The organism is Phenylobacterium sp. (assembly GCF_041916435.1).
Taxonomy (GTDB): Bacteria; Pseudomonadota; Alphaproteobacteria; order Caulobacterales; family Caulobacteraceae; genus Phenylobacterium.
The window spans coordinates 65,566-89,883 of record NZ_JAYRZM010000004.1; the positions used below are offsets into that span (position 1 = coordinate 65,566).

Sequence of the window (24,318 nt, forward strand, 5' to 3'; positions counted from 1 at the left end):
GACCATGAAAGCTGGCGCGATCTTCGGCGCGGCCCTGGGGCTGGCCGCCCTGGCCGGCGCGGCCGCCGCGGCGCCCGTGGCGGTGAAGGTGGAGACCGGCGTGCTGGTCGGCGACGCCACCGACAAGGCCGTGGTCTTCCGCGACATCCCCTACGCCGCCCCGCCGGTGGGCGAGCTGCGCTGGGCGCCGCCGGCGCCGGCCAAGCCCTGGAGCGGCGAGCGCGAGGCGGTCACGCCCGGTCCCTCCTGTCCCCAGCCGATGCGCCCGGACGGCAAGCCCAACGCCGGGGCGGCCAACGGGCCGATGAGCGAGGACTGCCTGCAGCTCAACGTCTTCGCCCCGCCGCACGCGACCAAGGCGCCGGTGATGGTGTGGCTGCACGGCGGCGCCTTCCGCTATGGCGCGGGCTGGATCTACGACGGGGCCAACTTCGCCCGCGACGGGGTGGTGTTCGTGTCCATCAACTACCGGCTGGGCGAGCTGGGCTTCTTCGCCCATCCGGCGCTGACCAAGGCCGCCGCCCCCGACGCGCCGCTCTACAACTACGGCCTGATGGACCAGATCGCGGCGCTGAAGTGGGTCAAGCGCAACATCGCCGCCTTCGGCGGGGACCCGGACAACGTGACGGTGCTGGGGGAATCGGCCGGCGCGATGAGCGTGCTGCAGCTCCTGGCCATCCCCGAGACCAAGGGGCTCTACGCCAAGGCCATCGTCGAATCCGGCGGCGGCTGGTTCTCGCCGGACAGCTTCGCCGACAAGGAGAACCAGGGCGCGGAGCTGGCCGGCAAGCTGGGCCTGCCCGGCGCGGACGCCAGCCTCGCCGACCTGCGCGCCGCGCCCGTCGACAAGCTCCTGGAGGCCGGCGGGACCGGCTTCATCGGCCCCGCGCCGGACGGGCGGCTCCTGAAGGAGACCGCCACCAAGGCCTTCGCCGAAGGGCGCGAGATCGACGTGCCGATGATCATCGGCTCCAACAGCGGCGAGGACTCGCTGATGGACGCCTTCGGCATGGACCCGGTCGCCCCGGCCGCCAAGGCGGGGCCGGTGGTGCGCCAAGTCTACGCCGACGACGCGGCTAAGGGCGACGCGGCGCTCGGCCGGGCGCTGTTCACCGACTGGACCATGGGCGCGCCGGCCCGCTGGGTCGCCAAGGAGGCCTCCGGCGGCGCGCCGGTCTGGCTCTACTACTTCTCTTACGTCGGCGACCGCTTCCGCCCGCAGATGACGCGGGCCGCGCACGCCGCGGAGATCCAGTACGTCTTCGACTGGTGGGGACGGCGCACCGATCCGGCCAGCGTGACGCCCAGGGACCACGCGGTGGCCGGCCTGATGCATTCCTGCTGGGTGGCGTTCGCCAAGACCTCGACCCCGACCTGCGCCTCCGGGCCCGCCTGGCCGACGTATGATCCGTCTACGGATCAGCTCATGGAGTTCGGCGACGACAGCGGCGTGCGCACGGGCCTGCGCAAGCCCGAGCTCGACTTCCAGGACCGCGTGGCCCAGTACCGCATCGGCCTGCCGAGCGAGACGTCGAACTAGATCTTGGCGAGCCGGGCGATGGCGGCGCCGAGGGGGCGCTCGGCCTCTTCATAGCTGGCCCAGGCCTTGAGTCCGTCCAGCAGCGGCGGGACCGTGCGGATCGTGTAGCGCGCCGGATCGAGCCCCGGGCGCACCTGGTCCCAGGTCAGCGGCATGGCCGCGGTGGCCGCCGGCCGGGCCCGCGCCGAGAGCGGGGCGACCGCCGAGGCGGCCCGGTCGTTGCGCAGATAGTCCAGGAAGATGCGGCCGGTCCGCTCGGCCTTGGCGACCGTGGTCACGTAGCGGGCCGGGGCGTCGGCGGCCATGGCGTGGCAGAGATCGCGGGAGAAGGCCTTGGCGGCGGTCCAGCTCGCGCCGGGCGCCAGCGGGACGACCACGTGCAGGCCCTTGCCGCCGGTGGTGCGGCAGAAGCCCTCGAGCCCCACGGCGGCCAGGCGCTCGCGCACCTCCGTCGCGGCGGCGACCACGGCGTCGAAGGCGAGGCCCGCGCCCGGGTCGAAGTCGAACACCAGCCGCCCCGCCGCGCCCGGATCGCCGGGGCGGCAGTTCCAGGGATGCAGCTCGACCGCGGCGATCTGGGCCAGGGCGGCGAGCGCCTCCACGCTGGTGATCCGCAGATAGGGCTCGCGGTCGTCGCCCAGGCGCACGCCGCCGATCTGCGCGGGCCCTTCGCCGGACCAGTGCCGCTGAAAGAAGGTCTGGCCGCCCACGCCGTCCGGCGCGCGCACCACGCTCAGCGGGCGGTCCAGGACATGCGGGGCCATCCATGGCCCGACGGCCTCCAGGTAGCGGGCGTAGTCCAGCTTGGTGATCGGCGGCTCGCCCGCCGCCCCGGCCGGCCACAGGGGCTTGCCGGGCGAAGTGATCTCCACCCCCATCACGCGCGTGGGCCGCTCGGCCGTGCTGTCCGCCATCGCGCCCGCCCGGACCGTCAGCTCGCCAGCACCGCGCGGGGCGGCGACAGATCGGCCAGGGCGCCGACGAAGCGGTCGCGCCAGGACGCCACGGTCTGGCTGCGCACGTTGTCGAACAGCACGCGCCAGCGCTTGATCCGTTCCTCGCGGTCCATGGCGAGCGCGCGCCTCAGCGCCTCGGAGATCTCCTCGGGACTGTTGGGATTGACGATCAACGCCTCCTTGAGCTGGTCGGCCGCGCCGGCGAAACGCGAGAGCACCAGGACGCCCGGGTCGTCGGGATCTTGCGCGGCGACATACTCCTTGGCCACCAGATTCATACCGTCGCGCAGGGGCGTGACCAGGCCCACGCGGGCGGCCCGATAGACGCCGGCCAGCTCGTCGCGCCGGTAGCTCTTGTTGACGTAGCGCACGGGGTTCCAGTCGATGTCGGCGAAGGCGCCGTTGATGCGGCCGGACAGGGAATCGAGGCGGCCGCGGATCTCCTGATACGCCTGCACCGCCTCGCGGCTGGGCGGGGCGATCTGCAGGAACAGAACCTCCCGGCGCAGCGCGGGATTGTCGACCAGGAACCGCTCGAAGCCGAGGAAGCGTTCCTCCAGGCCCTTGGAGTAGTCGAGCCGGTCGACGCCGACGATCAGCTTGCGGAACACCGTGTGGGCGGCCATCACGTCATAGGTGCGCAGGGCCCGCGAGGAGGCGGTGATCCGCGCCATGTCGGCCGCGTCGATCCCGATGGGGAAGGCGCCGACCTTCAGTATCCGCCCGAAGGCCTTGATGTGGGCCTCGTCCAGCCGCACGCCGTCGATCTCGTTCTTCACATACTCCTCGAAGGCCTGCAGGTAGCCCTCGGTCTGGAAGCCGACGAGGTCGTAGTCGAACAGGGCCTGCACGAGCTCGCGGTGGCGAGGCAGGGTGACCATGAGCTGATAGGCCGGCCAGGGGATGTGCAGGAAGAAGCCCAGCGGGTTCTTCACCCCCAGGCGGCGCAGCTCGCGGGCCAGCGGGATCAGGTGATAGTCGTGCACCCAGACCAGATCGTCCGGCTCGATCAGCGGGCGCAGGGTCTCGGCGAAGCGGCGGTTGACCCGCTCGTAGCCCTCGCCGAAGGAGCGGTCGTAGGCGGCCAGGTCCGGCCGGTAGTGGAACAGCGGCCAGAGCGTCTTGTTGGCGTAGCCGTTGTAGTATTCGTCGCGGTCGGCCTCCTCCAGGTCGACGGTGGCGATGGTCACCCCCTGGATCCGCTGCATGGCGAGCTGGCCGGTGAACGCCGGGGCCGTGCGCCCGCTCCAGCCGAACCAGACGCCGGAGTACTCGCGCAGCGCCGCGGCGAGGGCCAGGGCCAAGCCGCCCATGCTCTCCTCGCCGCTGCCCACCGGCGGGGTGACGCGGTTGGAGACGATGATCAGCCGGCCCATCGGCCCGCTCCCCGCGCGAGGCGGCCATCGCGGCTGGCGACGCCCGAAATCATGCGATCCTTCCCTCAGGGCGGCGCAGGGCGCCCAGACGCGCGCCGTTAGGCCTCCCGCTCTCCCGTGAAGTCGTGCCCTTGCGGAACACCCGGGATGCGCAGGTGGTTGCAACCGGCTAAAGGGAAGCTCGTTCCTCCCAAGACTCATCCAGGATGATCCTCATGGCTGACGCGCCCCTCGCCGACGCGCTGGTGCTTTTCGGCGGAACCGGCGACCTGGCGCAGCGGATGCTGTTCCCCTCGCTCTACTTCCTGGAGACGGACGGCTTCCTGCCCGAGGGGTTCAAGATCGTGGCGACCGCGCGCGCGGAGCTCGAGCGCGAGGCCTTCGTCGACCTGGTGCGCGACGCGGTGGTCCAGCGGGCCGGGCCGATGGGCGTCGACGAGGAGGTCTGGGGCCGCTTCGCCGCGCGGCTGGACTATCGGGCGGCCGACGCCACGACGGCCGAGGGCGTCCAGGTGCTCGGCAAGGCCCTGGGCGAGGCCAGGCGGCCGATGTTCTACCTGGCGCTCTCGCCCAGCCTCTATGGGGCGGTGTGCAAGGCGCTGGCCGGGGCGAACCTGGCCGGACCGCAGACGCGGATCGTGCTGGAGAAGCCGATCGGCCAGGACCTGGCGAGCTCGATGTCCACCAACGCGGCGGTGGGCGCGGTGTTCAGCGAGGACCGGATCTTCCGCATCGACCACTACCTGGGCAAGGAGACGGTGCAGAACCTTCTGGCGCTGCGCTTCGCCAACACCCTGTTCGAGCCCCTGTGGAACAACCTGACGATCGACCACGTGCAGATCACCGTGGCCGAGACCGAGGGGGTGGGCGAGCGCTGGCCCTACTACGACGAGTACGGCGCCCTGCGCGACATGGTGCAGAACCACATGCTGCAACTGCTCTGCCTGGTGGCGATGGAGCCGCCGGCGGACATGGACCCCTCGGCTGTGCGCAACGAGAAGGTCAAGGTGCTGCGCTCGCTGCGGCCGTTCACCCGCGCCGACGTGCCGGTGAACAGCGTGCGCGGGCAGTACACGCAAGGGGTGGTCGAGGGACGCTCCGTGCCCGGATACGACGCCGAGCGGGGCGCGCCGAGCAGCACCGAGACGTTCGTGGCCCTGCGCGCGGACATCGACAACTGGCGCTGGGCGGGGGTGCCGTTCTTCCTGCGCACCGGCAAGCGCCTGCCCGAGCGGCGCACCCAGATCGCCATCCAGTTCAAGGGCGTGCCGCACTCGGTGTTCGGCGGCCAGGCCAAGGCCGACCTGGTGGCCAACCGGCTGATCATCGACCTGCAGCCGGACGAGGACATCGAGCTGCTTCTGATGAACAAGGCGCCGGGCCTGTCGCGAGAAGGGATGCGGTTGCAGCCGCTGCCCCTGTCGCTGTCGCTGCTGAAGGCCTATTCGGGGCCGAACGCGCGCCGGCGCATCGCCTATGAGCGGCTGTTGCTGGACGTGATCCACGGCAACTCCACCCTGTTCGTCCGCCGCGACGAGGTGGAGCAGGCGTGGTCCTGGGTCGACGGGGTGGCCGAGGCCTGGCGGGAATCGAACTTCACGCCCAAGGCCTACGCCGCCGGCAGTTGGGGCCCCTCAGGCGCCTTCGCCCTGACCGAGCGTTACGGCCGGGCCTGGTACGACGACTGAGGCAGGCGCCTACAGGAAGCTGTAGGGATCGACGTCGATGGCGACGCGGATGGAGGCGGGCGGCTTCACGCGGGCGCGCCAGGCGGCGAGATAGGCCGACAGGTCCACCGTGCGGTCGGCGCGCACCAGGAAGCGCTTGCGCCGGCGCCCGCGCACCAGGGCCAGCGGCGCGTCGGCGGGGCCATAGACCTCCACCCCCTCGGTGTTGGGCGCGGCCTGGGCCATGGCCTGGGCGAAAGCCTCAAGGGCCGCGGGGTCTTCGCCCGACAGGATGATCGCCCCCAGCCGGCCGAAGGGGGGCAGGCCGGCGAGTTCGCGCTCGGCCATCTCGGCCTCGACGAAGGCGTCCCGGTCCTGGGCCTGCAGCGCCTGCATCACCGGATGCTCCGGGGCGTAGGTCTGCAACAGGGCGCGGCCGGGCCGCTCGTGGCGGCCGGCCCGGCCGGTGGCCTGGGCCAGGAGCTGATAGGTGCGCTCGCCCGCGCGCAGGTCGCCGCCGCGCAGGCCGAGGTCGGCGTCGACCACGCCGACCAGGGTGAGGTTGGGGAAGTTGTGGCCCTTGGCCGCCGCCTGGGTGGCCACCAGGATGTCGATCTCGCCGGCTTCCATGGCCTCGACCAGCCGCCGCGCCTCGCGCGCGTCGAACAGGGTGTCGGAGGAGAAGACGGCGATGCGGGCCTGCGGGAAGAGCAGGCGCGCCTCCTCCTCCACCCGCTCCACGCCCGGACCAATGGAGACCAGGCTGTCCTTGGCCCCGCAGTGGGGGCACTTGTCCGGCTTCATCATGGAAAAGCCGGTGAGGTGGCAGACCAGCCGGCCGGTGTAGCGGTGCTCCACCAGCCAGGAATCGGTGTCCGGCGCGCACATGCGCTCGCCGCAGGCGCGGCACAGCACCAGCGGGGCGTAGCCGCGGCGGTTGAGGAACAAGAGCACCTGTTCGCCGCGGGCCAGGGTCTCGGTCATGGCCTGGACCAGCGGCGGGGAGAGCCAGCGGCCGGTGTCCGGGGGCGTCTCGCGCAGGTCGACGAGCTCGACGTCCGGCAGCTCGGCCGCGCCGTGGCGGGCGGACAGGCGCAGCCATCGGTAGCGGCCGGCCTCGGCGTTGCGCAGGGTCTCCAGCGAGGGCGTGGCCGAGGCCAGGATCACCTGGGCGTCCTCGATCTTGCCGCGCACGACGGCGAGGTCGCGGGCCTGGTAGATGAAGCCGTCCTCCTGCTTGTAGGAACCGTCGTGCTCCTCGTCGACGACGATCAGCTTGAGCTTGCGGAACGGCAGGAACAGCGCCGAACGGGCGCCGACGACGATGCGGCAGCGGCCGGCGGCGACGGATTCCCACACCCGCCGGCGGGCGGGCGGGGCGACGTCGGAGTGCCACTCGCCGGGGGGCGCGCCGAACCGCTGGGCGACGCGGGCGATCACCGCCTGGGTGAGGGCGATCTCCGGCAGCATGATCAGGACCTGCGCCTCGGGATCGGCGGCGAGGGCCGCGGCGGCGGCCTCCAGATAGACCTCGGTCTTGCCCGAGCCGGTGACGCCGTCGAGCAGGGTGACGCCGAAGCCGCCGGCCCGCACCGCGCCGGTCAGCGCCTCGGCGGCGGCGGCCTGGCTGGCGTTGAGCGGGGCGCCGGCGCGCGACAGGTCCGGGGCGGGAAAGCCGGCCTCGGCCTCGATCAGGCGCACGGCGAGCGCGCCTTCGTCGATCAGGCCCTTGACCACCCCGGCGCTGACCCCGGCCGCGCGGGCGAGGTCGGCGGGGGCGAGGCGCTGTTCGGCCGCCGCGGCCAGCACCTTGGCGCGGGCGGGCGTGGAGCGGGCGGGCTGCACGCCGGTGGGCTCGACGATCTTGACGGGCTTGGGCCTCGGCGCGCGGGCGCCGCGCAGGGCGATGGCCAGCGGCGCGCCGGGGGCGTCGACGCTGTAGCGGGCCGCCCACTGGATGAACTCCAGGGTGTGTTCGGGTAGCGCCGGGTCCTCGAGCTTGCCCTCCACCGGCTTGAGCGGGCGGTTGCCGCCGGTCGCGTCGCGCAGGGCCACCACCACGCCGCGCAGCAGGCGCGGGCCGAGCGGGGCGGCCACCTGGTCGCCGACGGCCAGGTCCATGCCCTCAGGCTCGGCGTAGTCGAACGCCTCGGGCAGGGGCATGGGCAACAGGATGGAGGCGATGCGGCTCATGGATTCGCCGGGGCTTTCATACCGTCATCGAGACCGGCTACAAGACCGGCCACCTCGAATGGCGGGACCCCGATCATGCAGCTCTTCCTCGACACCCCCGACACGGCCCTCATCCAGGAACTGGCCGAGACGGGCCTGGTCGACGGCGTCACCACCAATCCCTCGCTGATCGCCAAGTCGGGCCGTCCCATCCTGGAGGTCATCGCCGAGATTTGCGATCTCGTCGAGGGCCCTGTCAGCGCCGAGGTGGCCGCGACCCAGGCGACGGGGATGCTGGCCGAGGGGCGCAAGCTGGCGGCCATCGCGCCCAACGTGGTGGTCAAGGTGCCGCTGACCCGCGACGGGCTGATCGCCACCAACGAATTCGCCCGCGAAGGCATCCAGACCAACGTCACCCTGTGCTTCTCCGCCGCCCAGGCGCTCTTGGCGGCCAAGGCGGGGGCGACCTACGTCTCGCCGTTCATCGGCCGGCTGGACGACCACGGCGCCGACGGCATGGGCCTGATCGCCGAGATCCGCGCCATCTACGACAACTATGATTTCGACACCGAGATCCTGGCCGCCTCGATCCGCAACCCCGCCCACGTGACCGCCGCGGCCCTGGCGGGGGCGGACTGCGCGACCCTGCCGCCGGCCGTTTTCAACGACCTTTTCAAGCACCCGTTAACCGAGAAGGGGCTTGAACAGTTCATGGGCGACTGGGCGAAGACCGGACAGTCGATCCTATGACGGACTGAAGGGGGTCACATGGACGCGACGGTTTTGGCGACGGATTCAGCGCTGGAGCCGGAGAGCGTTCGGCGCTTCCTGTCCGACAATCCCGAATTCCTGCGCGGCGATTCGGCGCTGCTGGGCGAGCTGGGCCTGAGGCTCGACGCGGCCAATGTGGTCGACTTCGGCCCGGCGGCGCTGGCCCGCGTGCACGCCGCCCACAAGCGCGAATCCAGCGTGCGCCGCCAGCTCGAGGCCACCGCCCGCGCCAACTTCGCCGCCCAGGCCCAGACCCACGGGGCGGTGATCGACCTTCTGGAGGCGCGCAACCATTCCGACCTCGCCCGCCGGGTCGACGACCTGGCGCAGCTTCGCTTCGGCCTGGTGTCGGGCGTGGTGGCGCTGGAGGACAGCGGAAACGTGCCGGCCGGCTGGCGCGTGATGGTTCCCGGCCAGATCGACATGATCCTGGGCGATCCCCAGCGGCTGGCGCGGCTGGGCCAGCTTCCCACGGCGCACGGCCTGTTCGGCGCCAAGGCCGAGGAGGTGCGCTCGGTCGCCCTGGTGCGCATGGCCATCTGGGAGCCGGCGCGGCAGGGGCTGATCGCTTTCGGCTCGGCCGACGAAGAGGGCTTCACCGAGGACATGGGCGCCGAGCTGGTGGCGTTCCTGGCGCGGGTGGTGGAGCGCACGGCGGAGCGATGGCCGGTCCTGTGACCGCCCACCAGGCCCTGGCCGCCTGGCTGGAGCATCTGGAAAAGGAGCGCCGGTCCTCGCCGCGCACGCTGGAGGCCTACGGCTTCGCGGCGCGGCGCTATCTCGACTTCCTGGCGCAGCACCGGGGCGAGGCCCTGGGCCTTTCCGACCTCGGCGGCGTGAGCCAGGCCGAGGTGCGCGCCTGGCTGGCGCACCTGCGCTCGGGCGAGCACCCCTTGTCGCCGCGCTCGCTGTCGCAGGCCCTGTCGGCGATCCGCACCTTCCATCGGTTCCTGGACCGGCGCCTGGGCGTGGCCAACGCCGCCGTCGCCCTGGTGCGCGGGCCGCGCGTGCGCCCCGGCGCGCCGCGGCCGGTGAGCGAGGACCAGGCCAGGGGCCTCCTGGCCGAGCCGGGGCTGGACCCGGACCGCGAGGACTGGGAGGCGGCCCGCGACGAGGCGGTCCTGACCCTGCTCTACGGCTGCGGCCTGCGGATATCCGAGGCGCTGTCGCTGAAGCGATCCGATGCGCCGCTGGGCGAGAGCCTGCGCATTCTCGGCAAGGGCTCGAAGACGCGGATTGTGCCGGTGCTGCCGGCCGTGCGCGAGGCGGTGGACGCCTATCTGGCCGCCGCGCCCTTCGTGCTCTCGCCGGACGAGGCCCTGTTCCGCGCCAAGCGCGGCGGCCCGCTCAGCCCGCGCCACGTGCAGGCCACGGTGCAGGCCCTGCGCGGACGGCTCGGCCTGCCGGACAGCGCCACGCCCCACGCCCTGCGCCACTCCTTCGCCACGCACCTTCTGGGCGCGGGCGCGGACCTGCGCTCGATCCAGGAACTCCTGGGGCACGCCTCGCTCTCGACCACCCAGCGCTACACCCAGGTGGACGCGGCCGGGCTCTTGGCGGCCTATTCCAAGGCCCATCCGCGGGCTTGAGGCGTGGGGGGCTCCTCCGCGAAGGGGAGGGCGATCAGGCGCTAGTTCCCCGACGGCGCGGCGAAACGCCCGTCGAAGTCGCGCGGGCCGGAGACGAAGGCGGGGACGGCGCAGCCGTCGACCTTGCGCTCGACCGGCAGCATCAGGCGGGCCATGGGCAGGTCGCCGAGCTTCTTCAGCTCGGCGCGGGGCTGGCGCTGGACGACCTGAAGCGTTCCGGCGCGGCAGGCCGGAACGAGGTGCGCTTCAGCCTTGAGTGGAACCTCGGCGGCGGGCTGGACCGCCAGGGCGGCGGCGAGGGCCAAGAGCGGCGTCATGGGGCGGCTCCATTTCTGATCGCCCCATGAGCCTATCACGCCACCTGAAGTGGCGACAGCGCGCCCGGCCTCAGCGGAACGCCAGGCCCTCGAACTGGCCGGAATTGCGCCAGTCCTCGATGTACTTGAAGTAGGCCGAGGCGCCGGCCGGATAGCCGACATTGTACTTGGCGGCGGGGCCGGGGTCCTTGCCCTCGTTGTTGTAGTAGCCGGGGGTGCAATCGGGCGAGCCGATCATCATCCGGCCGGGCCCGGTGAGCAGCAGGGCGACCCAGTCGTCCTGGGCCTCTTGCGTGACTTCCACCTCCTTGGCGCCGCGCTCCAGGGCGGTCTTCACCACCAGGGCGATGGTGCGGGCCGAGTCGGTCAGGTTGTGCGGAATGTTGGAGATCAGGTTCGCGCCCTGGGTCGGCTGGACGAAGAAGGCGTTGGGGAAGCCGTGCACGTGCAGGCCGTGCTTGGTCTTCATGCCGTCGGCCCAGGCCTCGGAGAGCTTCAGCCCGTCCTTGCCGACCAGGTCGAAGCCCGAGCGGCGGGTCCACTCGGTGCCGACCTCGAAGCCCGAGGCGTAGATGATGCAGTCGACGGGATATTCCTTGCCGGCGACCACGACGCCGGTCTCGGTGATCTTCTCCACGCCCTTGCCGTCGGTGTCGATCAGATGGGCGCCGGGCTCGTTGAAGGCCTGCAGGTACTGGTCGTGGAAGCACGGGCGCTTGCAGAGCTGACGGTACCAGGCCTTCAGCTTCTGGGCGGTCTCGTGGTCCTCGACGATCCCGTCCACCCGCGCGCGGATCTCCTCCATCTTCTCGAAGTCGGAGTCCTCGAAGGCTTCGAGCATCTTCTGCGGCGTGAGCTGCTCGCGCGGGATCTGGCCGATCTTGGCGCGGATGCGGCGCGACAGGTCGGTCCAGCCGTCCTGCACCAGATCCTCGTCGGCCGAGCCGCCGGCCTGGTTGGCGGTGAAGTTCTCCAGCCAGCGCTGTTGCCAGCCGGGGGTCGCGACCGAGGCGAACCAGTCCGCGTCGATCGGGATGTTGGCCCGCACGTCGACCGAGGAGGGCGTGCGCTGGAAGACGTAGAGCTCCTTGGCCGAGCGGGCCAGATGCGGGACGGCCTGCACCGAGGTGGCGCCGGTGCCGATGATCGCCACGCGCTTGTCGGCGAGCTTGTCCATCGGCGCGCCCTTGGGATCGCCGCCGGTGTAGCCGTAGTCCCACCGGCTGGTGTGGAACGAGTGGCCCTCGAAGCTCTCGATGCCGGGGATGCCGGGCAGCTTCGGCACGTGCAGCGGGCCGTTGCCGATGCCGATGAAGTCGGCGGTGAACTCGTCGCCGCGGTTGGTGCGGATGATCCAGCGCGAGCGGGCCTCGTCCCACTCCACGCCGGTCACCTCGGTGTGGAACAGGGCGTTGTCGTAGAGGCCGTACTTGCGGCCGATCCGCTCGCACTGCTCCAGGATCTCCGGGGCGTGGGCGTACTTCTCGCTGGGCATGTGCCCGGTTTCCTCGAGAAGCGGCATGTAGATCATCGAGGCGGTGTCGCACTGGGCGCCCGGATAGCGGTTCCAGTACCAGGTGCCGCCGAAGCCGCCGCCCTTCTCGACGATCCGCACGTCGTCGATCCCGGCCTCCTTCAGCCGCGCGCCGGCGACCAGGCCGGCGAAGCCGCCGCCGATGAAGGCGAACGTGACGTGGTCGGTCTTCGGCTCGCGCTCCACGCGCGGGGTGTAGGGATCGTCCAGGTAGTGGGAGAGCTGGCCCTTGAGCTGCAGGTACTGCTCGTTGCCGTCATCGCGCAGGCGCTTGTCCCGCTCGGCCCGGTACCTGGCGAGCAACGCCTGCTTGTCGATGGGCTTGCGCACGGCGCCCTGGGGCTCGTTGGAATCCGGCATCTGAAACGACCTCGATCGAAATGAACGGACGCGCCGAGGCGGCCCCGCCCAGCGGGATCGGCGCGGTCTATGTGATCATTGATACGCAATCGGCGAAGCGGCCGCCAGATTTTTCGAAAAGTCGGTTTGGGCGCGGCCGCGCCCCGGCTCACTTGACCATCTTGATCCAGGGAAAGCCCGGCGGCGGATCCTCGCCGCGGCCGATCACGCGGAAGCCTTCGCGCAGATAGAAGGCTTCCGCGCGCAGGTTGGGCGCCTGGACCTTGAGGCTCACCGGCCCGTCGGCGCGGGCGCAGACGTGGTCGAGCAGGGCCTTGCCCACGCCGTGGCCGCGTTCGGCGACGAACAGGGAATGCAGGAAGTTGTCTGGGACGTAGACGGCGGCGAACCCAGCCAGCCGGTCGTCGAGCAGGGCCACGCTCACTTCCTCGTCGGCGGCGTCGGCGAGGAAGTCCTCGGCGGTCGGCAGCCGGTCCGGGCGCACCCAGGTGAAGGTCTCGGCGTGGACCCGCTCATAGAGCGCCGCGCATGCGGAAAGCTCGTCGGCCGCCGCGGGGCGGATGACGAGCCCCTTGGCCATCAGGCCTGCATGGTCCAGCCCTCGACGCCCATGGCGGCCTGCTTGCCGGCTTCGGAGCGCGTGGGGTGCGGGTGGCAGATGCGGGCGACGTCCTCGCTGGCGGCGCGGAAGGCCATGGCCACGCAGTATTCGCCGATCATCTCGCTGGTGGAGGGACCGATCATGTGCACGCCCAGGATCTCGTCGGTCTTGGCGTCGGCCAGCACCTTCACGAAGCCCTCGGTCTCGTGGTTGATCTTGGCGCGGGAGTTGGCGATGAAGGGGAACTTGCCGACCTTGTAGGCGACGCCCGCCTCCTTGAGCTGTTCCTCGGTCTTGCCGACCCAGGCCACTTCCGGCGAGGTGTAGACCACGCTCGGCACCAGGTTGTAGTCCACGTGGCCGGCCTTGCCCGCGATCAGCTCGATGCAGGCGACCGCGTCCTCCTCGGCCTTGTGCGCCAGCATCGGCCCGTAGATCACGTCGCCGATGGCCCAGACGCCGGGGGCCGAGGTCTTGAAGTGGTCGGTCTCGATGAAGCCGCGCTTGTCGGGCGTGATCCCCACGGTCTCCAGGCCCAGGCCGTTCGTATACGGACGGCGGCCGATGGCCAGCAGGACGTACTGGGCCTTGAGGGTCTCGGCCTCGCCGCCGGCGACGGGCTCGACGGTGAGGGTCACGTCGTTCTTGCCGGCCTTGGCGCCGGTCACCTTGGCGCCGAGCTTGAAGGTCATGCCCTGCTTGGTGAGCGACCGCTGGAAGGTCTTGGCGATCTCGGCGTCCATGCCGGGGGTGATGCGGTCGAGGAACTCCACGACGGTCACCTCGGCGCCCAGGCGCCGCCAGACCGAGCCCAGCTCCAGGCCGATGATGCCCGCGCCGATCACCACCAGGGACTTGGGAACCTCGGGCAGGGACAGGGCGCCGGTGGAATCGACGATGCGCTTGTTGTCGACCTCGACGCCGGGCAGGGACGAGGGCTCCGAGCCGGTGGCGATGACGATGTTCTTGGCTTCCAGGGCGGTGACCGAGCCGTCCTCGGCGGTCACCTCGACCTTGCCGGGCCCGGCGATCTTGCCGGCGCCCTTGATCCAGTCGACCTTGTTCTTCTTGAACAGGAACTCGATGCCCTTGGTCAGGGCGGCCACGCTCTCGGCCTTCTGGTTCATCATCTGCACCAGGTCGAGCTTGGGGCTGACCTGGATGCCGAGCTTGGCGAACTCGCCGCCGGCGGCCTCATAGAACTCCGAGGCGTGCAGCAGCGCCTTGGAGGGCATGCAGCCGACGTTCAGGCAGGTGCCGCCCAGGGTCCCGCGCATTTCCACGCAGGCGGCCTTCAGGCCCAGCTGGCCGGCGCGGATCGCCGCGTTGTAGCCGCCGGGGCCGCCCCCGATGATGATGACGTCGTACTGGGCCATGGTCAGGGTCCTTCACGAAAACGGCGGGGCGTCGCCCCGCCGCCGGATAAGCAGGTTCAGGCGCCGGGCGCGATCAGAGGTCCAGCAGCATCCGCTGCGGGTCTTCCAGGTTCTCCTTGACCTTCACCAGGAAGGTCACCGCGCCCTGGCCGTCGACGACGCGGTGGTCGTAGCTGAGCGCCAGGTACATCATCGGGCGGACGACGATCTGGCCGCCGACCACCATCGGCCGTTCCTGGATCTTGTGCATGCCCAGGATGCCGGACTGCGGCGGGTTGAGGATCGGCGTCGACATCAGGGAGCCGTAGACGCCGCCGTTGGAGATGGTGAAGGTGCCGCCCTGCAGGTCTTCCAGGGCGAGCTTGCCGTCACGCGCCTTCTTGCCGAGGTCGCCGATGGCCTTTTCGATGTCGGCCAGGCTCATGGCGTCGGCGTCGCGCACGACCGGCGTCACCAGGCCGCGCTCGGTGCCCACCGCGACGCTGATGTCGTAGTGGTTCTTGTAGATGAGGTCCGTGCCGTCGATCTCGGCGTTGACGTCCGGCACCTGCTTGAGGGCCGCGACGACGGCCTTCACGAAGAAGCTCATGAAGCCGAGCTTCACGCCGTGCTTCTTCTCGAAGACGTCCTTGTACTGATTGCGCAGGGCCATCACCGCGCTCATGTCGACCTCGTTGAAGGTCGTCAGCATGGCGGCGGTGTTCTGGGCTTCCTTCAGGCGGCGCGCGATGGTCTGGCGCACGCGCGTCATGCGCACGCGCTCCTCGCGCTCGTGGATCTCGCGCGGGGCGGCCGGCGCGGGCGCCGGAGGCGGCGCGGAGGCGCGGGCTTCCAGGGCCGCCAGGGCGTCGCCCTTGGTCACCCGTCCGCCCTTGCCGGTGCCGGCGATGGCGGCCGGATCGAGCTTGTTCTCGGTTGCGATGCGCTGGGCCGAGGGGGCCAGCACCGGGGCCTCGGCTTTGGCCGGCGCCGCGGCGGGGGCCGGCGCGGCGGGCGCAGGCGCGGGCGCGGGAGCCTCGGCCTTCGGCGCGGGGGCCGGAGCCGCCTTGGCCGGGGCCGCCGCGGCGGCGGCGCCTTCGGTCACGCGGCCCAGGATCGCGCCGGGCTCGACGGTGGCGCCCTCTTCGGCGGCGATCTCGGACAGAACGCCGTCGGCGGGCGCGGCGACCTCAAGGCTCACCTTGTCGGTCTCCAGCTCCACCAGGATCTCGTCCTTCCTGACGGGCTCCCCGGCTTTCTTGGTCCAGCGCGCCACCGTCGCCTCGGTGACGGACTCGCCCAAGGCGGGAGTCATGATGTCGGCCATAGGAAGGGCTCCTGTCGTGTCTTTTTGTTCGCCTCAGGCGAAGGCGTCTTCGAGGAAGGATTCGAGTTCACGCATGTGCCGGCTCATCAGGCCGGCGGCGGTGGAGGCCGAGGCCGGGCGGCCGACGTAGCGGGCGCGCTTGGCCTTGACGTTGAGCCGCTCCAGGGTGAGCTCCAGCCACGGGTCGACGAAGGTCCAGCCGCCCATGTTCTTCGGCTCTTCCTGGCACCAGACCAGCTCGGCGTTCTTGAAGCGCTTGAGCTCGTTGGACAGCGACTTCACCGGCCACGGATAGAACTGCTCAAGGCGCAGGAGGTAGACGTCGTCGCGGCCGTAGCGGGCGCGGGCCTCGACCAGGTCGAAGTAGACCTTGCCCGAGCACAGCACCACGCGGGCGATCTTGTCGTCGCTCTTCAGCTCGACGCCGCCCACGTCCTGGCCGGCCTCGGCCCCATCGATCATCACCCGATGGAAGGACGAGCCCTCGGCCATGTCCTTCAGCGCCGAGACCGCCCGCTTGTGGCGCAACAGGCTCTTGGGCGACATCACGATCAGCGGCTTGCGGAACTCGCGCAGGAGCTGGCGGCGCAGGGCGTGGAAGTAGTTGGCCGGGGTGGTGCAGTTGACCACCTGCATGTTGTCCTCGGCGCAGAGCTGCAGATAGCGCTCCAGGCGCGCGGAGGAGTGCTCGGGGCCCTGGCCCTCGTAGCCGTGCGGCAGGAGCATGACCAGGCCGCTCATGCGCAGCCACTTGCGCTCGCCCGAGGAGATGAACTGGTCGACCACGACCTGGGCGCCGTTGGCGAAGTCGCCGAACTGGGCCTCCCACATGGTCAGGGTCTTCGGGTCGGTCAGGGAGAAGCCGTACTCGAAGCCCAGCACCGCCTCTTCCGACAGGGCCGAGTCCAGCACCTCGAAGTGGGCCTGGTTCGGCGAGACGTTGCGCAGGGGGAAGTAGACTTCCTCGGTCTGCTGATCGACCAGGCCGGAGTGGCGCTGCACGAAGGTGCCGCGCACGCTGTCCTGGCCGGACAGGCGCACCGGGAAACCCTGGTCCAGCAGGGTGGCGAACGCCAGGTGCTCGGCCGTCGACCAGTCCAGGCCCTCGCCGGCTTCGATGGCCTCGTGGCGGTTGCGGATGACCCGTTCGACCGTCTTGTGGACGTTGAAGCCTTCAGGGATCGAGGTGATCTTCAGGCCCAGGTCCTTGAGCTTCTGCATCGGCACGGCGGTCTCGCCGCGGCGATCGTCGCTGCCCGGCAGGGAAAGGCCCGACCATTTGCCGTCAAGCCAGTCGGCCTTGTTGGCGCGGTAGACCTTGCCGGCCTCGAATTCCTTGTCGAGGTAGTCGGCGAACTCGTTGACCCAGCCTTCGACCTGCTCGGCGGTGCACACCCCCTCGCCGATCAGGCGCTGGGCGTAGAGCTCGCGCGTGGTCGGGTGGTTCTTGATCTTGGCGTACATCAACGGCTGGGTCATCGTCGGGTCGTCGCCCTCGTTGTGACCGAACCGGCGATAGCAGAACATGTCGATCACCACGTCCTTGCCGAACAGCTGGCGGAACTCGGTGGCGACCTTGGCGGCGAAGGTGACGGACTCCGGATCGTCGCCGTTCACGTGGAAGATCGGAGCTTCCACCATCAGCGCCGAATCCGACGGATAGGGCGAGGAGCGCGAATACTTCGGGCTCGTGGTGAAGCCGATCTGGTTGTTGACGATGAAGTGGATCGAGCCGCCCACGCCGTAGCCCTTCAGGCCCGACAAGGCGAAGCATTCGGCCACCACGCCCTGGCCGGCGAAGGCGGCGTCGCCGTGCAGCAGCAGGGGCAGGACGTGGCCGCGGCCGGCGGTGGGGGTCTCGCGCAGGGTGAAGGCCTGCTTGGCGCGGGCCTTGCCGATCACCACCGGGTTGACGATCTCCAGGTGCGAGGGGTTGGCCGTCAGCGACAGGTGCACGCTGTTGCCGTCGAAGGTGCGGTCCGACGAGGCGCCCAGGTGGTACTTCACGTCGCCCGAGCCCTCCACGTCCGAAGGCAGGCTCGAGCCGCCCTGGAATTCGTGGAAGATGATCTGGTAGGGCTTGCCCATCACCGCGGCGAGCACGTTCAGGCGGCCGCGGTGCGGCATGCCGATGACGATGTCCTTCACGCCGAGCGCGCCGCCGCGCTTGATGATCTGCTCCAGCGCCGGGACCATCGCCTCGCCGCCGTCCAGGCCGAAACGCTTGGTGCCGGGGAAGCGCTTGTGCAGGAACCTCTCGAAGCCCTCGGCCTCGATCAGCTTCTTCAGGATGGCGACCTTGCCCTCCTGGGTGAAGGTGATCTCCTTGTCGCGGCCCTCGATGCGCTCCTGCAGCCAGGCCTTCTGGGCCGGGTCGGAGATGTGCATGTACTGCACGCCGATGTCGCGGCAGTAGGTGCGGCGCAGGATCGCCAGGATCTCGCGGATCGTCGCGGTCTCCAGGCCCAGCACGAAGTCCAGGAAGATCGGCCGGTCGTAGTCGGCCTCGGTGAAGCCGTAGGTGGCCGGGTCCAGCTCGGTGGCGTCGCCGGGCGTGGTGGCGATGCCCAGCGGGTCGAGGTTGGCCTGCAGGTGGCCGCGCATCCGGTAGGCGCGGATCATCATGATCGCGCGCAGGGAATCCAGGGTGGCGGCGCGGATCTGGTCCTGGCTGGCGGCGGGCGCGCGATCGGCGATGGTCTTGCCGACCTTGGCCTCCACCGCGGGCCACAGCCCGTCGATGGCCGAGAGCCAGTCGGGCCTGGGCTCCGGGGCCAGCGGCCTGGTCCAGGCCGGCTTGGTCGCGGCGGCCTTGATCTCGTCGGCGCGGTCCTGCAGCGAGGCGAAGAAGGCCCGCCAGGACGGCTCCACCGAATCCGGGTTCGCCGCCCATTTGGCGTAGAGATCCTCCACGAAGGCGGCGTTGCCGCCATAGAGGAAGGAGGTCTCCGCGAGCACCTCGTTGATCAGACCAGCATCGTCCGCCATGTCATCCGCTTCCCGGCGGTCGCCGCGCGGACATCTGGTCAGGAGCCGAGCGCAGACCGCCCATACGCTTCTATTGTCGCCCTCAGGCGCCCTTCAGCACCTGCATCAGGGTTTCACCGAGCTTCGCGGGCGACGGAGAGACGCGGATGCCCGCGGCCTCCATCGCAGCGATCTTGTCCTCGGCCCCGCCCTTGCCGCCGGAGATGATGGCGCCCGCGTGACCCATGCGCCGCCCGGGCGGCGCGGTGCGTCCCGCAATGAATCCCACCATTGGCTTCTTGATGGCTGAATTCTTGATGAATTCGGCCGCGTCTTCCTCGGCCGAACCGCCGATCTCGCCGATCATGATGATCGACTCGGTTTCGGGGTCCTTCAGGAACATGTCGAGCACATCGATGAACTCGGTGCCCTTGACGGGGTCGCCGCCGATGCCGACGGCCGTCGTCTGGCCGAGCCCCACCTGGGAGGTCTGAAACACGGCTTCGTAGGTAAGCGTCCCGGAGCGGGAGACAACACCCACCGAGCCCTTCTTGAAGATGTTTCCCGGCATGATGCCGATTTTGCAGGCTTCCGGGGTGAGCACGCCGGGGCAGTTGGGCCCGATCAGCCGCGACTTGGAGCCCGACAGCGAGCGCTTCACCTTGATCATGTCGGCCACCGGGATGCCCTCGGTGATGCAGATGATCAGGGGCACCTCGGCGTCGATGGCCTCCAGGATCGAGTCGGCCGCGAACGGCGGCGGCACGTAGATCACGCTGGCGTCGGCGCCGGTCTCTTTCACCGCCTCGCCGACCGTGTCGAACACGGGCAGGCCGACGTGGGTCTGGCCGCCTTTGCCGGGCGTGACGCCGCCGACCATCTTGGTGCCGTAGGCGATGGCCTGTTCCGTGTGGAAGGTGCCCTGGCTGCCGGTGATGCCCTGGCAGATGACGCGGGTTTCCTTGCCGATAAGGATGGACATTACTTGGCCCCCCGAACGGCCTTGACGATCTTTTCCGCACCATCGGAGAGGTCGTTGGCCGCGATCACGTCCAGGCCGCTCTCGTTGATGATCTTCTTGCCGAGTTCGACGTTGGTGCCTTCCAGGCGAACCACCAGCGGAACTTTCAGGCCGACTTCCTTGACCGCCTCGACCACGCCCTCGGCGATGATGTCGCAGCGCATGATGCCGCCGAAGATGTTGACCAGGATGCCCTTCACCGCGGGGTCCGCGGTGATGATCTTGAAGGCCGCGGTCACCTTCTCCTTGGAGGCGCCGCCGCCCACGTCGAGGAAGTTGGCCGGCTCGGCGCCGTAGAGCTTGATGATGTCCATGGTGGCCATGGCCAGGCCCGCGCCGTTGACCATGCAGCCGATCTCGCCGTCGAGGGCGATGTAGCTGAGGTCGTACTTGGAGGCCTCGATCTCTTTGGGGTCCTCCTCGGTCTCGTCGCGCAGGGCGACGATGTCCGGGTGGCGGAAGAGCGCGTTGGAGTCGAAGCTGACCTTGGCGTCCAGCACCCGCAGGTGATCATCGCCGGTGACGATCAGCGGGTTGATCTCCAGCATCGACATGTCCTTGGCCAGGAACGCCGTGTAGAGCTGGCCGAGCAGCGTGGCCGCTTCCTTGGCCAGCCCCCCCGTCAGCCCCAGCGCCTTGGCCAGCGTGCGGCCGTGGTGCGGGAAGACGCCGGTGGCCGGGTCGATGGAGAAGGAGTGGATCTTGTCGGGCGTGGAGTGCGCCACGTCCTCGATGTCCATGCCGCCCTCGGTGGAGGCGACCACCGACACGCGGCTGGTCTCGCGGTCCACCAGGAGCGAGAGGTAGAATTCCTTGGCGATCGCCGCGCCTTCTTCGATGTAGAGGCGGTTGACCTGCTTGCCGGCGGGGCCGGTCTGGTGCGTCACCAGCACGCGGCCGAGCATCTCGGCGGCGTTGGTCTTCACCTCGTCGACCGACTTCAGCACCCGCACGCCGCCCTTGGCGTCGGGGCCCAGGCCTTCGAAGCGGCCCTTGCCGCGCCCACCGGCGTGGATCTGCGATTTGACGACGTAGACCGGACCGCCGAGCTTCTCGGCGGCGGCGACTGCTTCGTCTACGGAAAAGGCGGGATAGCCGCGCGGGACCGCGACGCCGAACTCGGAGAGTACGGCCTTGGCTTGGTGCTCGTGGATGTTCATGAGGTCGGGATTTCGCTGCGAACGTCTCGCCCGTCCGGCGAGTGGCCGGGGTTATAGGCGCCCCGTCGCAGCGTGGCAACCGCACGTAACGTCAAACACGGGCCCTTATCGCCGCTTGCCCAGCCGAAGAGTCCGGGAGCGCCCGAAACGGAGTCCGAGGCGCCTAGCAAGGGGGCCGCGCGGGGGTCAGCCATGGTGCTCGAAGGCGACGCTGGCGCGGCGCTCCAGCTTGCCCCAGCCCACGCGCGCGCCGCGCACCGCCGAGGAGATGGACTTGAGCACCACGTAGTACATGAGCTGGCGGTAGCCGAACCGCTGGGCCGGCAGCCAGGCCAGGTCCGCCCAGGGCGCGCGGCGCTCCAGCGCCATGCCCAGGGCGCCGGCGGACAGGTCCAGGAAGATGAAGGCCGCCCAGTAGGCCAGGGCGCGCAGGGCGTCGTCGGGCGACCATTCGGCCGGGTGGGAGACGGCTCCGTAGGCGGCGGCGATCAGGCTCCAGACCACGGCCAGGTCCACCAGCGGCGCCACGGCGGTGAGCAGGATCTGGAACAGCCAGATCTGCGGCAGGGCGACGAAGCCCAGCACCGGCCGGCGGCGGTCGAACAGGGCCGCGCGGTGCTTCCACAGGCACTGCAGCGTGCCGAACGACCAGCGGTAGCGCTGCTTGAGCAGGCCCGCGACGGTGTCGGGCGCCTCGGTGTAGGCGCGCGCCTCCGGATCGAACTCCACCCGCCAGCCGGCGCGCTGCACGGCGAGCGTCAGGTCCTGGTCCTCGGCCAGGGTGTCGGCCGGGTAGCCGCCCAGCGCCTCCAGCGCCGACTTGCGCCAGGCGCCCACCGCGCCGGGCACCACCGTCACCGCGCCCAGGGCCGCCAGGGCGCGGCGCTCCAGGTTCTGGGCGGTGACGTATTCCAGGGCCTGCCAGCGGGTGACGATGTTCACCCGGTTGCCGACGACAGCGTTGCCGGCCACCGCGCCGACGCGCGGATCGGCGAACCAGCGGGCGAGCTTGGCGATGGTGTCGGGCGGGAACTGGGTGTCGGCGTCGAGCGCGACGACGATCTCGCCACGGGCGCGGGCCAGGCCCCGGTTCAGCGCGCGCGCCTTGCCGCCGTTCTCGAAGCTCATGAGGGTCACGCGCGGCTCGTGGGCGAAGGCTTCGCGCACGATCTCGGCGGTGGCGTCCTTGGAGCCGTCGTCCAGCACGATGACTTCCAACTGCGGCCAGCGCGAGGCCAGCAGCCGCTCGACCGAGGCGCGGATCACCTTCTCCTCGTTGAAGCAGGGGATCAGCACGCTCACCAGCGGGCCGTCCTCGGGAAAGGCGAGCGGCGGCGTGCGCCTGGCGATGGCGGCCCGGTGGACCAGGGCCAGCCCGCCCAGCACCAGGAGCCGCAGGGCGCCGAGCGCGATGGCGGTCAGGAACAGGCCGCGCAGGATCATCTCGGCGGCGTGGAAGAAGCCGAAGCCGATGCGGTCGAGCGCCAGCTCAAGGCCGTCGCGCGAGGCCGGCGGCAGGGCGGCCTCGCGGCTCATGCCGGCGAGCTCGTCGACGGTGACGAGCTGGTAGCCGTGGGCGCGCAGGGCGTCGATCAGGCCCGGCAGGGCGGCGATGGTCTCGTGCCGGTCGCCGCCGGAATCGTGCAGCAGCAGCACCTGGCCCTGGCGCGGGCCCTTGTCGGCCAGGCGGTCCAGCGAGCGCTGGATGATGTAGCTGGCCTTGGGCTTCTTCCAGTCGTCGGGGTCGATGCGCAGGCCGACGGTCAGGTAGCCCAGCTTCTGGGCGATCAGCAGGGGCGCCACCTCGCGCGGGGTGGAGGGCTCGGCGTCGCCGAAGTAGGGCGGGCGGAACAGGCGCATGGACCGGCCCGTCAGGGTCTCGAACAGGCGCTGGGTGGCGTTGAGCTCGATGTCGGTCTGGGCGATCGGCGTCTCGCCGATGTTGGGATGGGTCCAGGTGTGGCTGCCCACCATGTTCCCCTCGGCCACCTCGCGGCGCACCAGGCCCGGCGCGCGGTCCATGTTCTCGCCGATGACGAAGAAGGTCGCCTTGGCGTGCTTCTCCTTGAGGATGTCGAGGATCTTCGGCGTCCAGCGCGGGTCCGGGCCGTCGTCGAAGGTGATCGCCACCTTGCCCGGATGGAAGCCGTAGCGCTGGATGATGTAGGAGGTCGGCAGCACCTCGTAGGTCTCGCCGCTGATCAGGCCGGTGGACGGGTCCTGGGTGAGCGAGCGCTGGCCGGGCGTCGGCTGGGCGGTCACCTTCAGCACCTCGCCGGAGCCGTCGAAGTCCACGCCCTGGCCGGGGGTCAGGGTCTCCAGGCCCTTGGCGCTGGCGCCGCCGTAGGGGTGGGGGAACACCTTCCAGATCCCGGGATCCTCCGAGCCCAGCCGCCACAGGGCGTAGCCCAGCGGATGGAAGAGGTCGCCCACCCTGATCTGGTTGTAGAAGGTGGCCGCGTCGAGGAACCAGACGTCGTGGCGGCGGCCGTTCTCGTCGACGTAGCCGAACTCGGGATTGAGCGCGGCCTCGTCCATGGCCACCGCCGAGCCGGAATCGTGGGCGATCTGGGTGGCCTCGTTGAAGGTGACGGCCTGGGAGTCGGCCCGCCCGCCGCCGTCCTTCAAGGTCCAGTCGTAGCCGTAGGCGCCGAGCGCCAGCACCACCCGGCCCGGATCGAGCCTGGACATGGCGCCGGCGACCTGGGCGCCGAACCAGGCCTGGGAGGCCGGCGGGCCGGGATCGCCGGTCAGGTAGTGCTCGTCGTAGGCCATCAGCACGATCACGTCGGCGGCCCGCTGCAGGCGCGCCAGCGGCCAGTCGGAATCGCCGATCGGGGCGGTGACCCACACGTCGCGGCCGATGGCGTTGAGCGCCTTGTCCATCTCGGACAGCAGGACCGGATAGGCCGCCGCGGCCTTGGGCGAGAGGTTCTCCAGGTCGAAGATGTAGCCGGAGTAGCCGCGGGCGCGGGCGAGATCGACCAGCCGCGCGACCAGCTTGGTCCGCGCCTTGGGATTGCGGATCACCGCGCCGGCCTCGGCCCCGTTCCAGACCGCGTTCTGGGCGTTGTAGATCACCGGCATCAGGGCCGGGCGATGCTGGGCCGAGGCGATGATCGCCTCGGCGCGCGGGTCGGGGGTGATCGAGACGTCGCCGTTCGGGCCGTTCAGCGAGATCCACTGCGGCGCCACCACGTCCAGGTCGTTCACGTGGGCGGCCAGGGCGTCCAGCGATTCCTCATCCCAGGAGACGTAGAAGCCCACCCGCAGCGGCTTGGCCGGAGTGGGCGAGGCCACGCCGGCCTGGCGGCTGCGCGCGCCGTGGGGCCGCGGGATGCGCGTCCAGGCCGGACGGCCGTGCAGGCGGTGGACGGTCTCGACATGCAGGGCGCGCAGCACCCTGGGATCGGACAGCGTCAGGCTGGGCAGGCGGGGGGCGAAGGCCAGGGTGGCGAAGAAGCCGGCGGCCAGGGCTGCGATCAGCGCGGCCAGCAGGCCGCCCGCGAAACCCGCCCGGCGAGCGCGCCGTCCGCTTGGATCGTGGAAGATGTAGTCGGCCATGGAAGGTCCGTCCGGGAGGCGCGATCCTTTTCTCCCAGATC

General features: G+C 70.5%; 17 protein-coding genes. 5 read left to right on the forward strand and 12 right to left on the reverse strand.

The window, feature by feature from the left end; genetic code table 11:
* Nucleotides 1-4: 4 nt before the first annotated feature.
* Nucleotides 5-1,540: a carboxylesterase/lipase family protein gene (locus tag ACE3TA_RS11755; RefSeq protein ID WP_374573826.1), complete on the forward strand. Its 1,536-nt coding sequence runs from the start codon at nt 5-7 to the stop codon at nt 1,538-1,540.
* Here the strand turns inward: ACE3TA_RS11755 and ligD are convergent.
* Nucleotides 1,537-2,454 (reverse strand): non-homologous end-joining DNA ligase, encoded by a 918-nt coding sequence (gene ligD, locus ACE3TA_RS11760; protein ID WP_374573828.1) that lies wholly within the window; start codon nt 2,452-2,454, stop codon nt 1,537-1,539. The two genes, ACE3TA_RS11755 and ligD, sit on opposite strands and share 4 nt — an antisense overlap.
* A 17-nt stretch (nt 2,455-2,471) precedes the next feature.
* Nucleotides 2,472-3,872 carry a trehalose-6-phosphate synthase gene (locus ACE3TA_RS11765; RefSeq protein ID WP_374573830.1) on the reverse strand — a complete coding sequence of 467 codons (1,401 nt, stop codon included), beginning with the start codon at nt 3,870-3,872 and terminating at the stop codon, nt 2,472-2,474.
* Between the two features lie 215 nt (nt 3,873-4,087).
* Between ACE3TA_RS11765 and zwf the strand changes: the two genes are divergently transcribed.
* The gene (gene zwf / locus ACE3TA_RS11770) at nt 4,088-5,560 is read left to right on the forward strand and encodes a glucose-6-phosphate dehydrogenase (protein ID WP_374573832.1); all 1,473 of its coding nucleotides are present in this window, start codon (nt 4,088-4,090) and stop codon (nt 5,558-5,560) included.
* 9 nt (nt 5,561-5,569) lie between these two features.
* On the opposite strand, the gene ACE3TA_RS11775 is transcribed toward zwf, so the two are convergent.
* Nucleotides 5,570-7,732 carry a primosomal protein N' gene (locus tag ACE3TA_RS11775; protein ID WP_374573834.1) on the reverse strand — a complete coding sequence of 721 codons (2,163 nt, stop codon included), beginning with the start codon at nt 7,730-7,732 and terminating at the stop codon, nt 5,570-5,572.
* Nucleotides 7,733-7,807: 75 nt separating this feature from the next.
* On the opposite strand from ACE3TA_RS11775, the gene fsa reads away from it, so the two are divergent.
* From fsa to ACE3TA_RS11790, 3 genes are read left to right on the forward strand one after another with little or no spacing between them, the layout of a single operon-like run.
* Nucleotides 7,808-8,461, forward strand: a complete 654-nt coding sequence (fsa, locus tag ACE3TA_RS11780) for a fructose-6-phosphate aldolase (RefSeq protein WP_374573836.1) — start codon at nt 7,808-7,810, stop codon at nt 8,459-8,461.
* A gap of 18 nt (nt 8,462-8,479) precedes the next feature.
* Entirely contained in the window at nt 8,480-9,160 is a 681-nt protein-coding gene (locus ACE3TA_RS11785) for a DUF484 family protein (protein ID WP_374573838.1), read from the forward strand.
* The gene (locus tag ACE3TA_RS11790) at nt 9,145-10,071 is read left to right on the forward strand and encodes a tyrosine recombinase XerC (RefSeq protein WP_374573840.1); all 927 of its coding nucleotides are present in this window, start codon (nt 9,145-9,147) and stop codon (nt 10,069-10,071) included. Before ACE3TA_RS11785 ends, ACE3TA_RS11790 begins: the two co-directional genes overlap by 16 nt.
* Nucleotides 10,072-10,112: 41 nt before the next feature.
* Here the strand turns inward: ACE3TA_RS11790 and ACE3TA_RS11795 are convergent, their stop codons facing one another.
* The 9 genes from ACE3TA_RS11795 to ACE3TA_RS11835 form a co-directional block, all read right to left on the reverse strand.
* Nucleotides 10,113-10,388, reverse strand: coding sequence for a hypothetical protein (locus ACE3TA_RS11795; RefSeq protein WP_374573842.1), 276 nt, complete (start codon nt 10,386-10,388; stop codon nt 10,113-10,115).
* A gap of 70 nt (nt 10,389-10,458) precedes the next feature.
* Nucleotides 10,459-12,282 carry a flavin-containing monooxygenase gene (locus ACE3TA_RS11800; RefSeq protein WP_374573844.1) on the reverse strand — a complete coding sequence of 608 codons (1,824 nt, stop codon included), beginning with the start codon at nt 12,280-12,282 and terminating at the stop codon, nt 10,459-10,461.
* A 148-nt stretch (nt 12,283-12,430) separates the two neighbouring features.
* Nucleotides 12,431-12,862 carry an N-acetyltransferase family protein gene (locus ACE3TA_RS11805; protein WP_374573846.1) on the reverse strand — a complete coding sequence of 144 codons (432 nt, stop codon included), beginning with the start codon at nt 12,860-12,862 and terminating at the stop codon, nt 12,431-12,433.
* Nucleotides 12,862-14,259, reverse strand: a complete 1,398-nt coding sequence (gene lpdA / locus ACE3TA_RS11810; RefSeq protein ID WP_374573848.1) for a dihydrolipoyl dehydrogenase — start codon at nt 14,257-14,259, stop codon at nt 12,862-12,864. The genes ACE3TA_RS11805 and lpdA overlap by 1 nt, the downstream gene beginning before the upstream one ends.
* 73 nt (nt 14,260-14,332) lie before the next feature.
* Nucleotides 14,333-15,565 carry a 2-oxoglutarate dehydrogenase complex dihydrolipoyllysine-residue succinyltransferase gene (odhB, locus tag ACE3TA_RS11815; RefSeq protein ID WP_374573850.1) on the reverse strand — a complete coding sequence of 411 codons (1,233 nt, stop codon included), beginning with the start codon at nt 15,563-15,565 and terminating at the stop codon, nt 14,333-14,335.
* A gap of 33 nt (nt 15,566-15,598) precedes the next feature.
* A complete protein-coding gene (locus ACE3TA_RS11820) occupies nt 15,599-18,553 on the reverse strand; it encodes a 2-oxoglutarate dehydrogenase E1 component (protein WP_374573852.1) in 2,955 nt (984 codons plus the stop codon).
* Nucleotides 18,554-18,635: 82 nt separating this feature from the next.
* On the reverse strand, nt 18,636-19,514 hold the full coding sequence (gene sucD / locus ACE3TA_RS11825) for a succinate--CoA ligase subunit alpha (RefSeq protein WP_374573854.1): 879 nt from the start codon (nt 19,512-19,514) through the stop codon (nt 18,636-18,638).
* Complete coding sequence (gene sucC / locus ACE3TA_RS11830; protein ID WP_374573856.1) at nt 19,514-20,713, reverse strand: ADP-forming succinate--CoA ligase subunit beta; 1,200 nt, start codon at nt 20,711-20,713, stop codon at nt 19,514-19,516. The genes sucD and sucC overlap by 1 nt, the downstream gene beginning before the upstream one ends.
* Nucleotides 20,714-20,899: 186 nt before the next feature.
* Complete coding sequence (locus tag ACE3TA_RS11835; RefSeq protein WP_374573858.1) at nt 20,900-24,277, reverse strand: glycosyltransferase; 3,378 nt, start codon at nt 24,275-24,277, stop codon at nt 20,900-20,902.
* Between the last annotated feature and the right edge of the window lie 41 nt (nt 24,278-24,318).

Excerpts from the sequence above, each read along its gene's own strand:
- fsa (WP_374573836.1), top strand. The coding sequence starts at position 7,808 with ATGCAGCTCTTCCTCGACACCCCCGACACGGCCCTCATCCAGGAACTG.
- ACE3TA_RS11835 (WP_374573858.1), bottom strand. The coding sequence starts at position 24,277 with ATGGCCGACTACATCTTCCACGATCCAAGCGGACGGCGCGCTCGCCGG.
- lpdA (WP_374573848.1), bottom strand. The coding sequence starts at position 14,259 with ATGGCCCAGTACGACGTCATCATCATCGGGGGCGGCCCCGGCGGCTAC.
- ACE3TA_RS11800 (WP_374573844.1), bottom strand. The coding sequence starts at position 12,282 with ATGCCGGATTCCAACGAGCCCCAGGGCGCCGTGCGCAAGCCCATCGAC.
- ACE3TA_RS11805 (WP_374573846.1), bottom strand. The coding sequence starts at position 12,862 with ATGGCCAAGGGGCTCGTCATCCGCCCCGCGGCGGCCGACGAGCTTTCC.
- ACE3TA_RS11820 (WP_374573852.1), bottom strand. The coding sequence starts at position 18,553 with ATGGCGGACGATGCTGGTCTGATCAACGAGGTGCTCGCGGAGACCTCC.
- ACE3TA_RS11795 (WP_374573842.1), bottom strand. The coding sequence starts at position 10,388 with ATGACGCCGCTCTTGGCCCTCGCCGCCGCCCTGGCGGTCCAGCCCGCC.
- ACE3TA_RS11765 (WP_374573830.1), bottom strand. The coding sequence starts at position 3,872 with ATGGGCCGGCTGATCATCGTCTCCAACCGCGTCACCCCGCCGGTGGGC.
- ACE3TA_RS11785 (WP_374573838.1), top strand. The coding sequence starts at position 8,480 with ATGGACGCGACGGTTTTGGCGACGGATTCAGCGCTGGAGCCGGAGAGC.
- ACE3TA_RS11790 (WP_374573840.1), top strand. The coding sequence starts at position 9,145 with ATGGCCGGTCCTGTGACCGCCCACCAGGCCCTGGCCGCCTGGCTGGAG.
- sucD (WP_374573854.1), bottom strand. The coding sequence starts at position 19,514 with ATGTCCATCCTTATCGGCAAGGAAACCCGCGTCATCTGCCAGGGCATC.
- ACE3TA_RS11755 (WP_374573826.1), top strand. The coding sequence starts at position 5 with ATGAAAGCTGGCGCGATCTTCGGCGCGGCCCTGGGGCTGGCCGCCCTG.
- odhB (WP_374573850.1), bottom strand. The coding sequence starts at position 15,565 with ATGGCCGACATCATGACTCCCGCCTTGGGCGAGTCCGTCACCGAGGCG.
- zwf (WP_374573832.1), top strand. The coding sequence starts at position 4,088 with ATGGCTGACGCGCCCCTCGCCGACGCGCTGGTGCTTTTCGGCGGAACC.
- ligD (WP_374573828.1), bottom strand. The coding sequence starts at position 2,454 with ATGGCGGACAGCACGGCCGAGCGGCCCACGCGCGTGATGGGGGTGGAG.
- sucC (WP_374573856.1), bottom strand. The coding sequence starts at position 20,713 with ATGAACATCCACGAGCACCAAGCCAAGGCCGTACTCTCCGAGTTCGGC.
- ACE3TA_RS11775 (WP_374573834.1), bottom strand. The coding sequence starts at position 7,732 with ATGAGCCGCATCGCCTCCATCCTGTTGCCCATGCCCCTGCCCGAGGCG.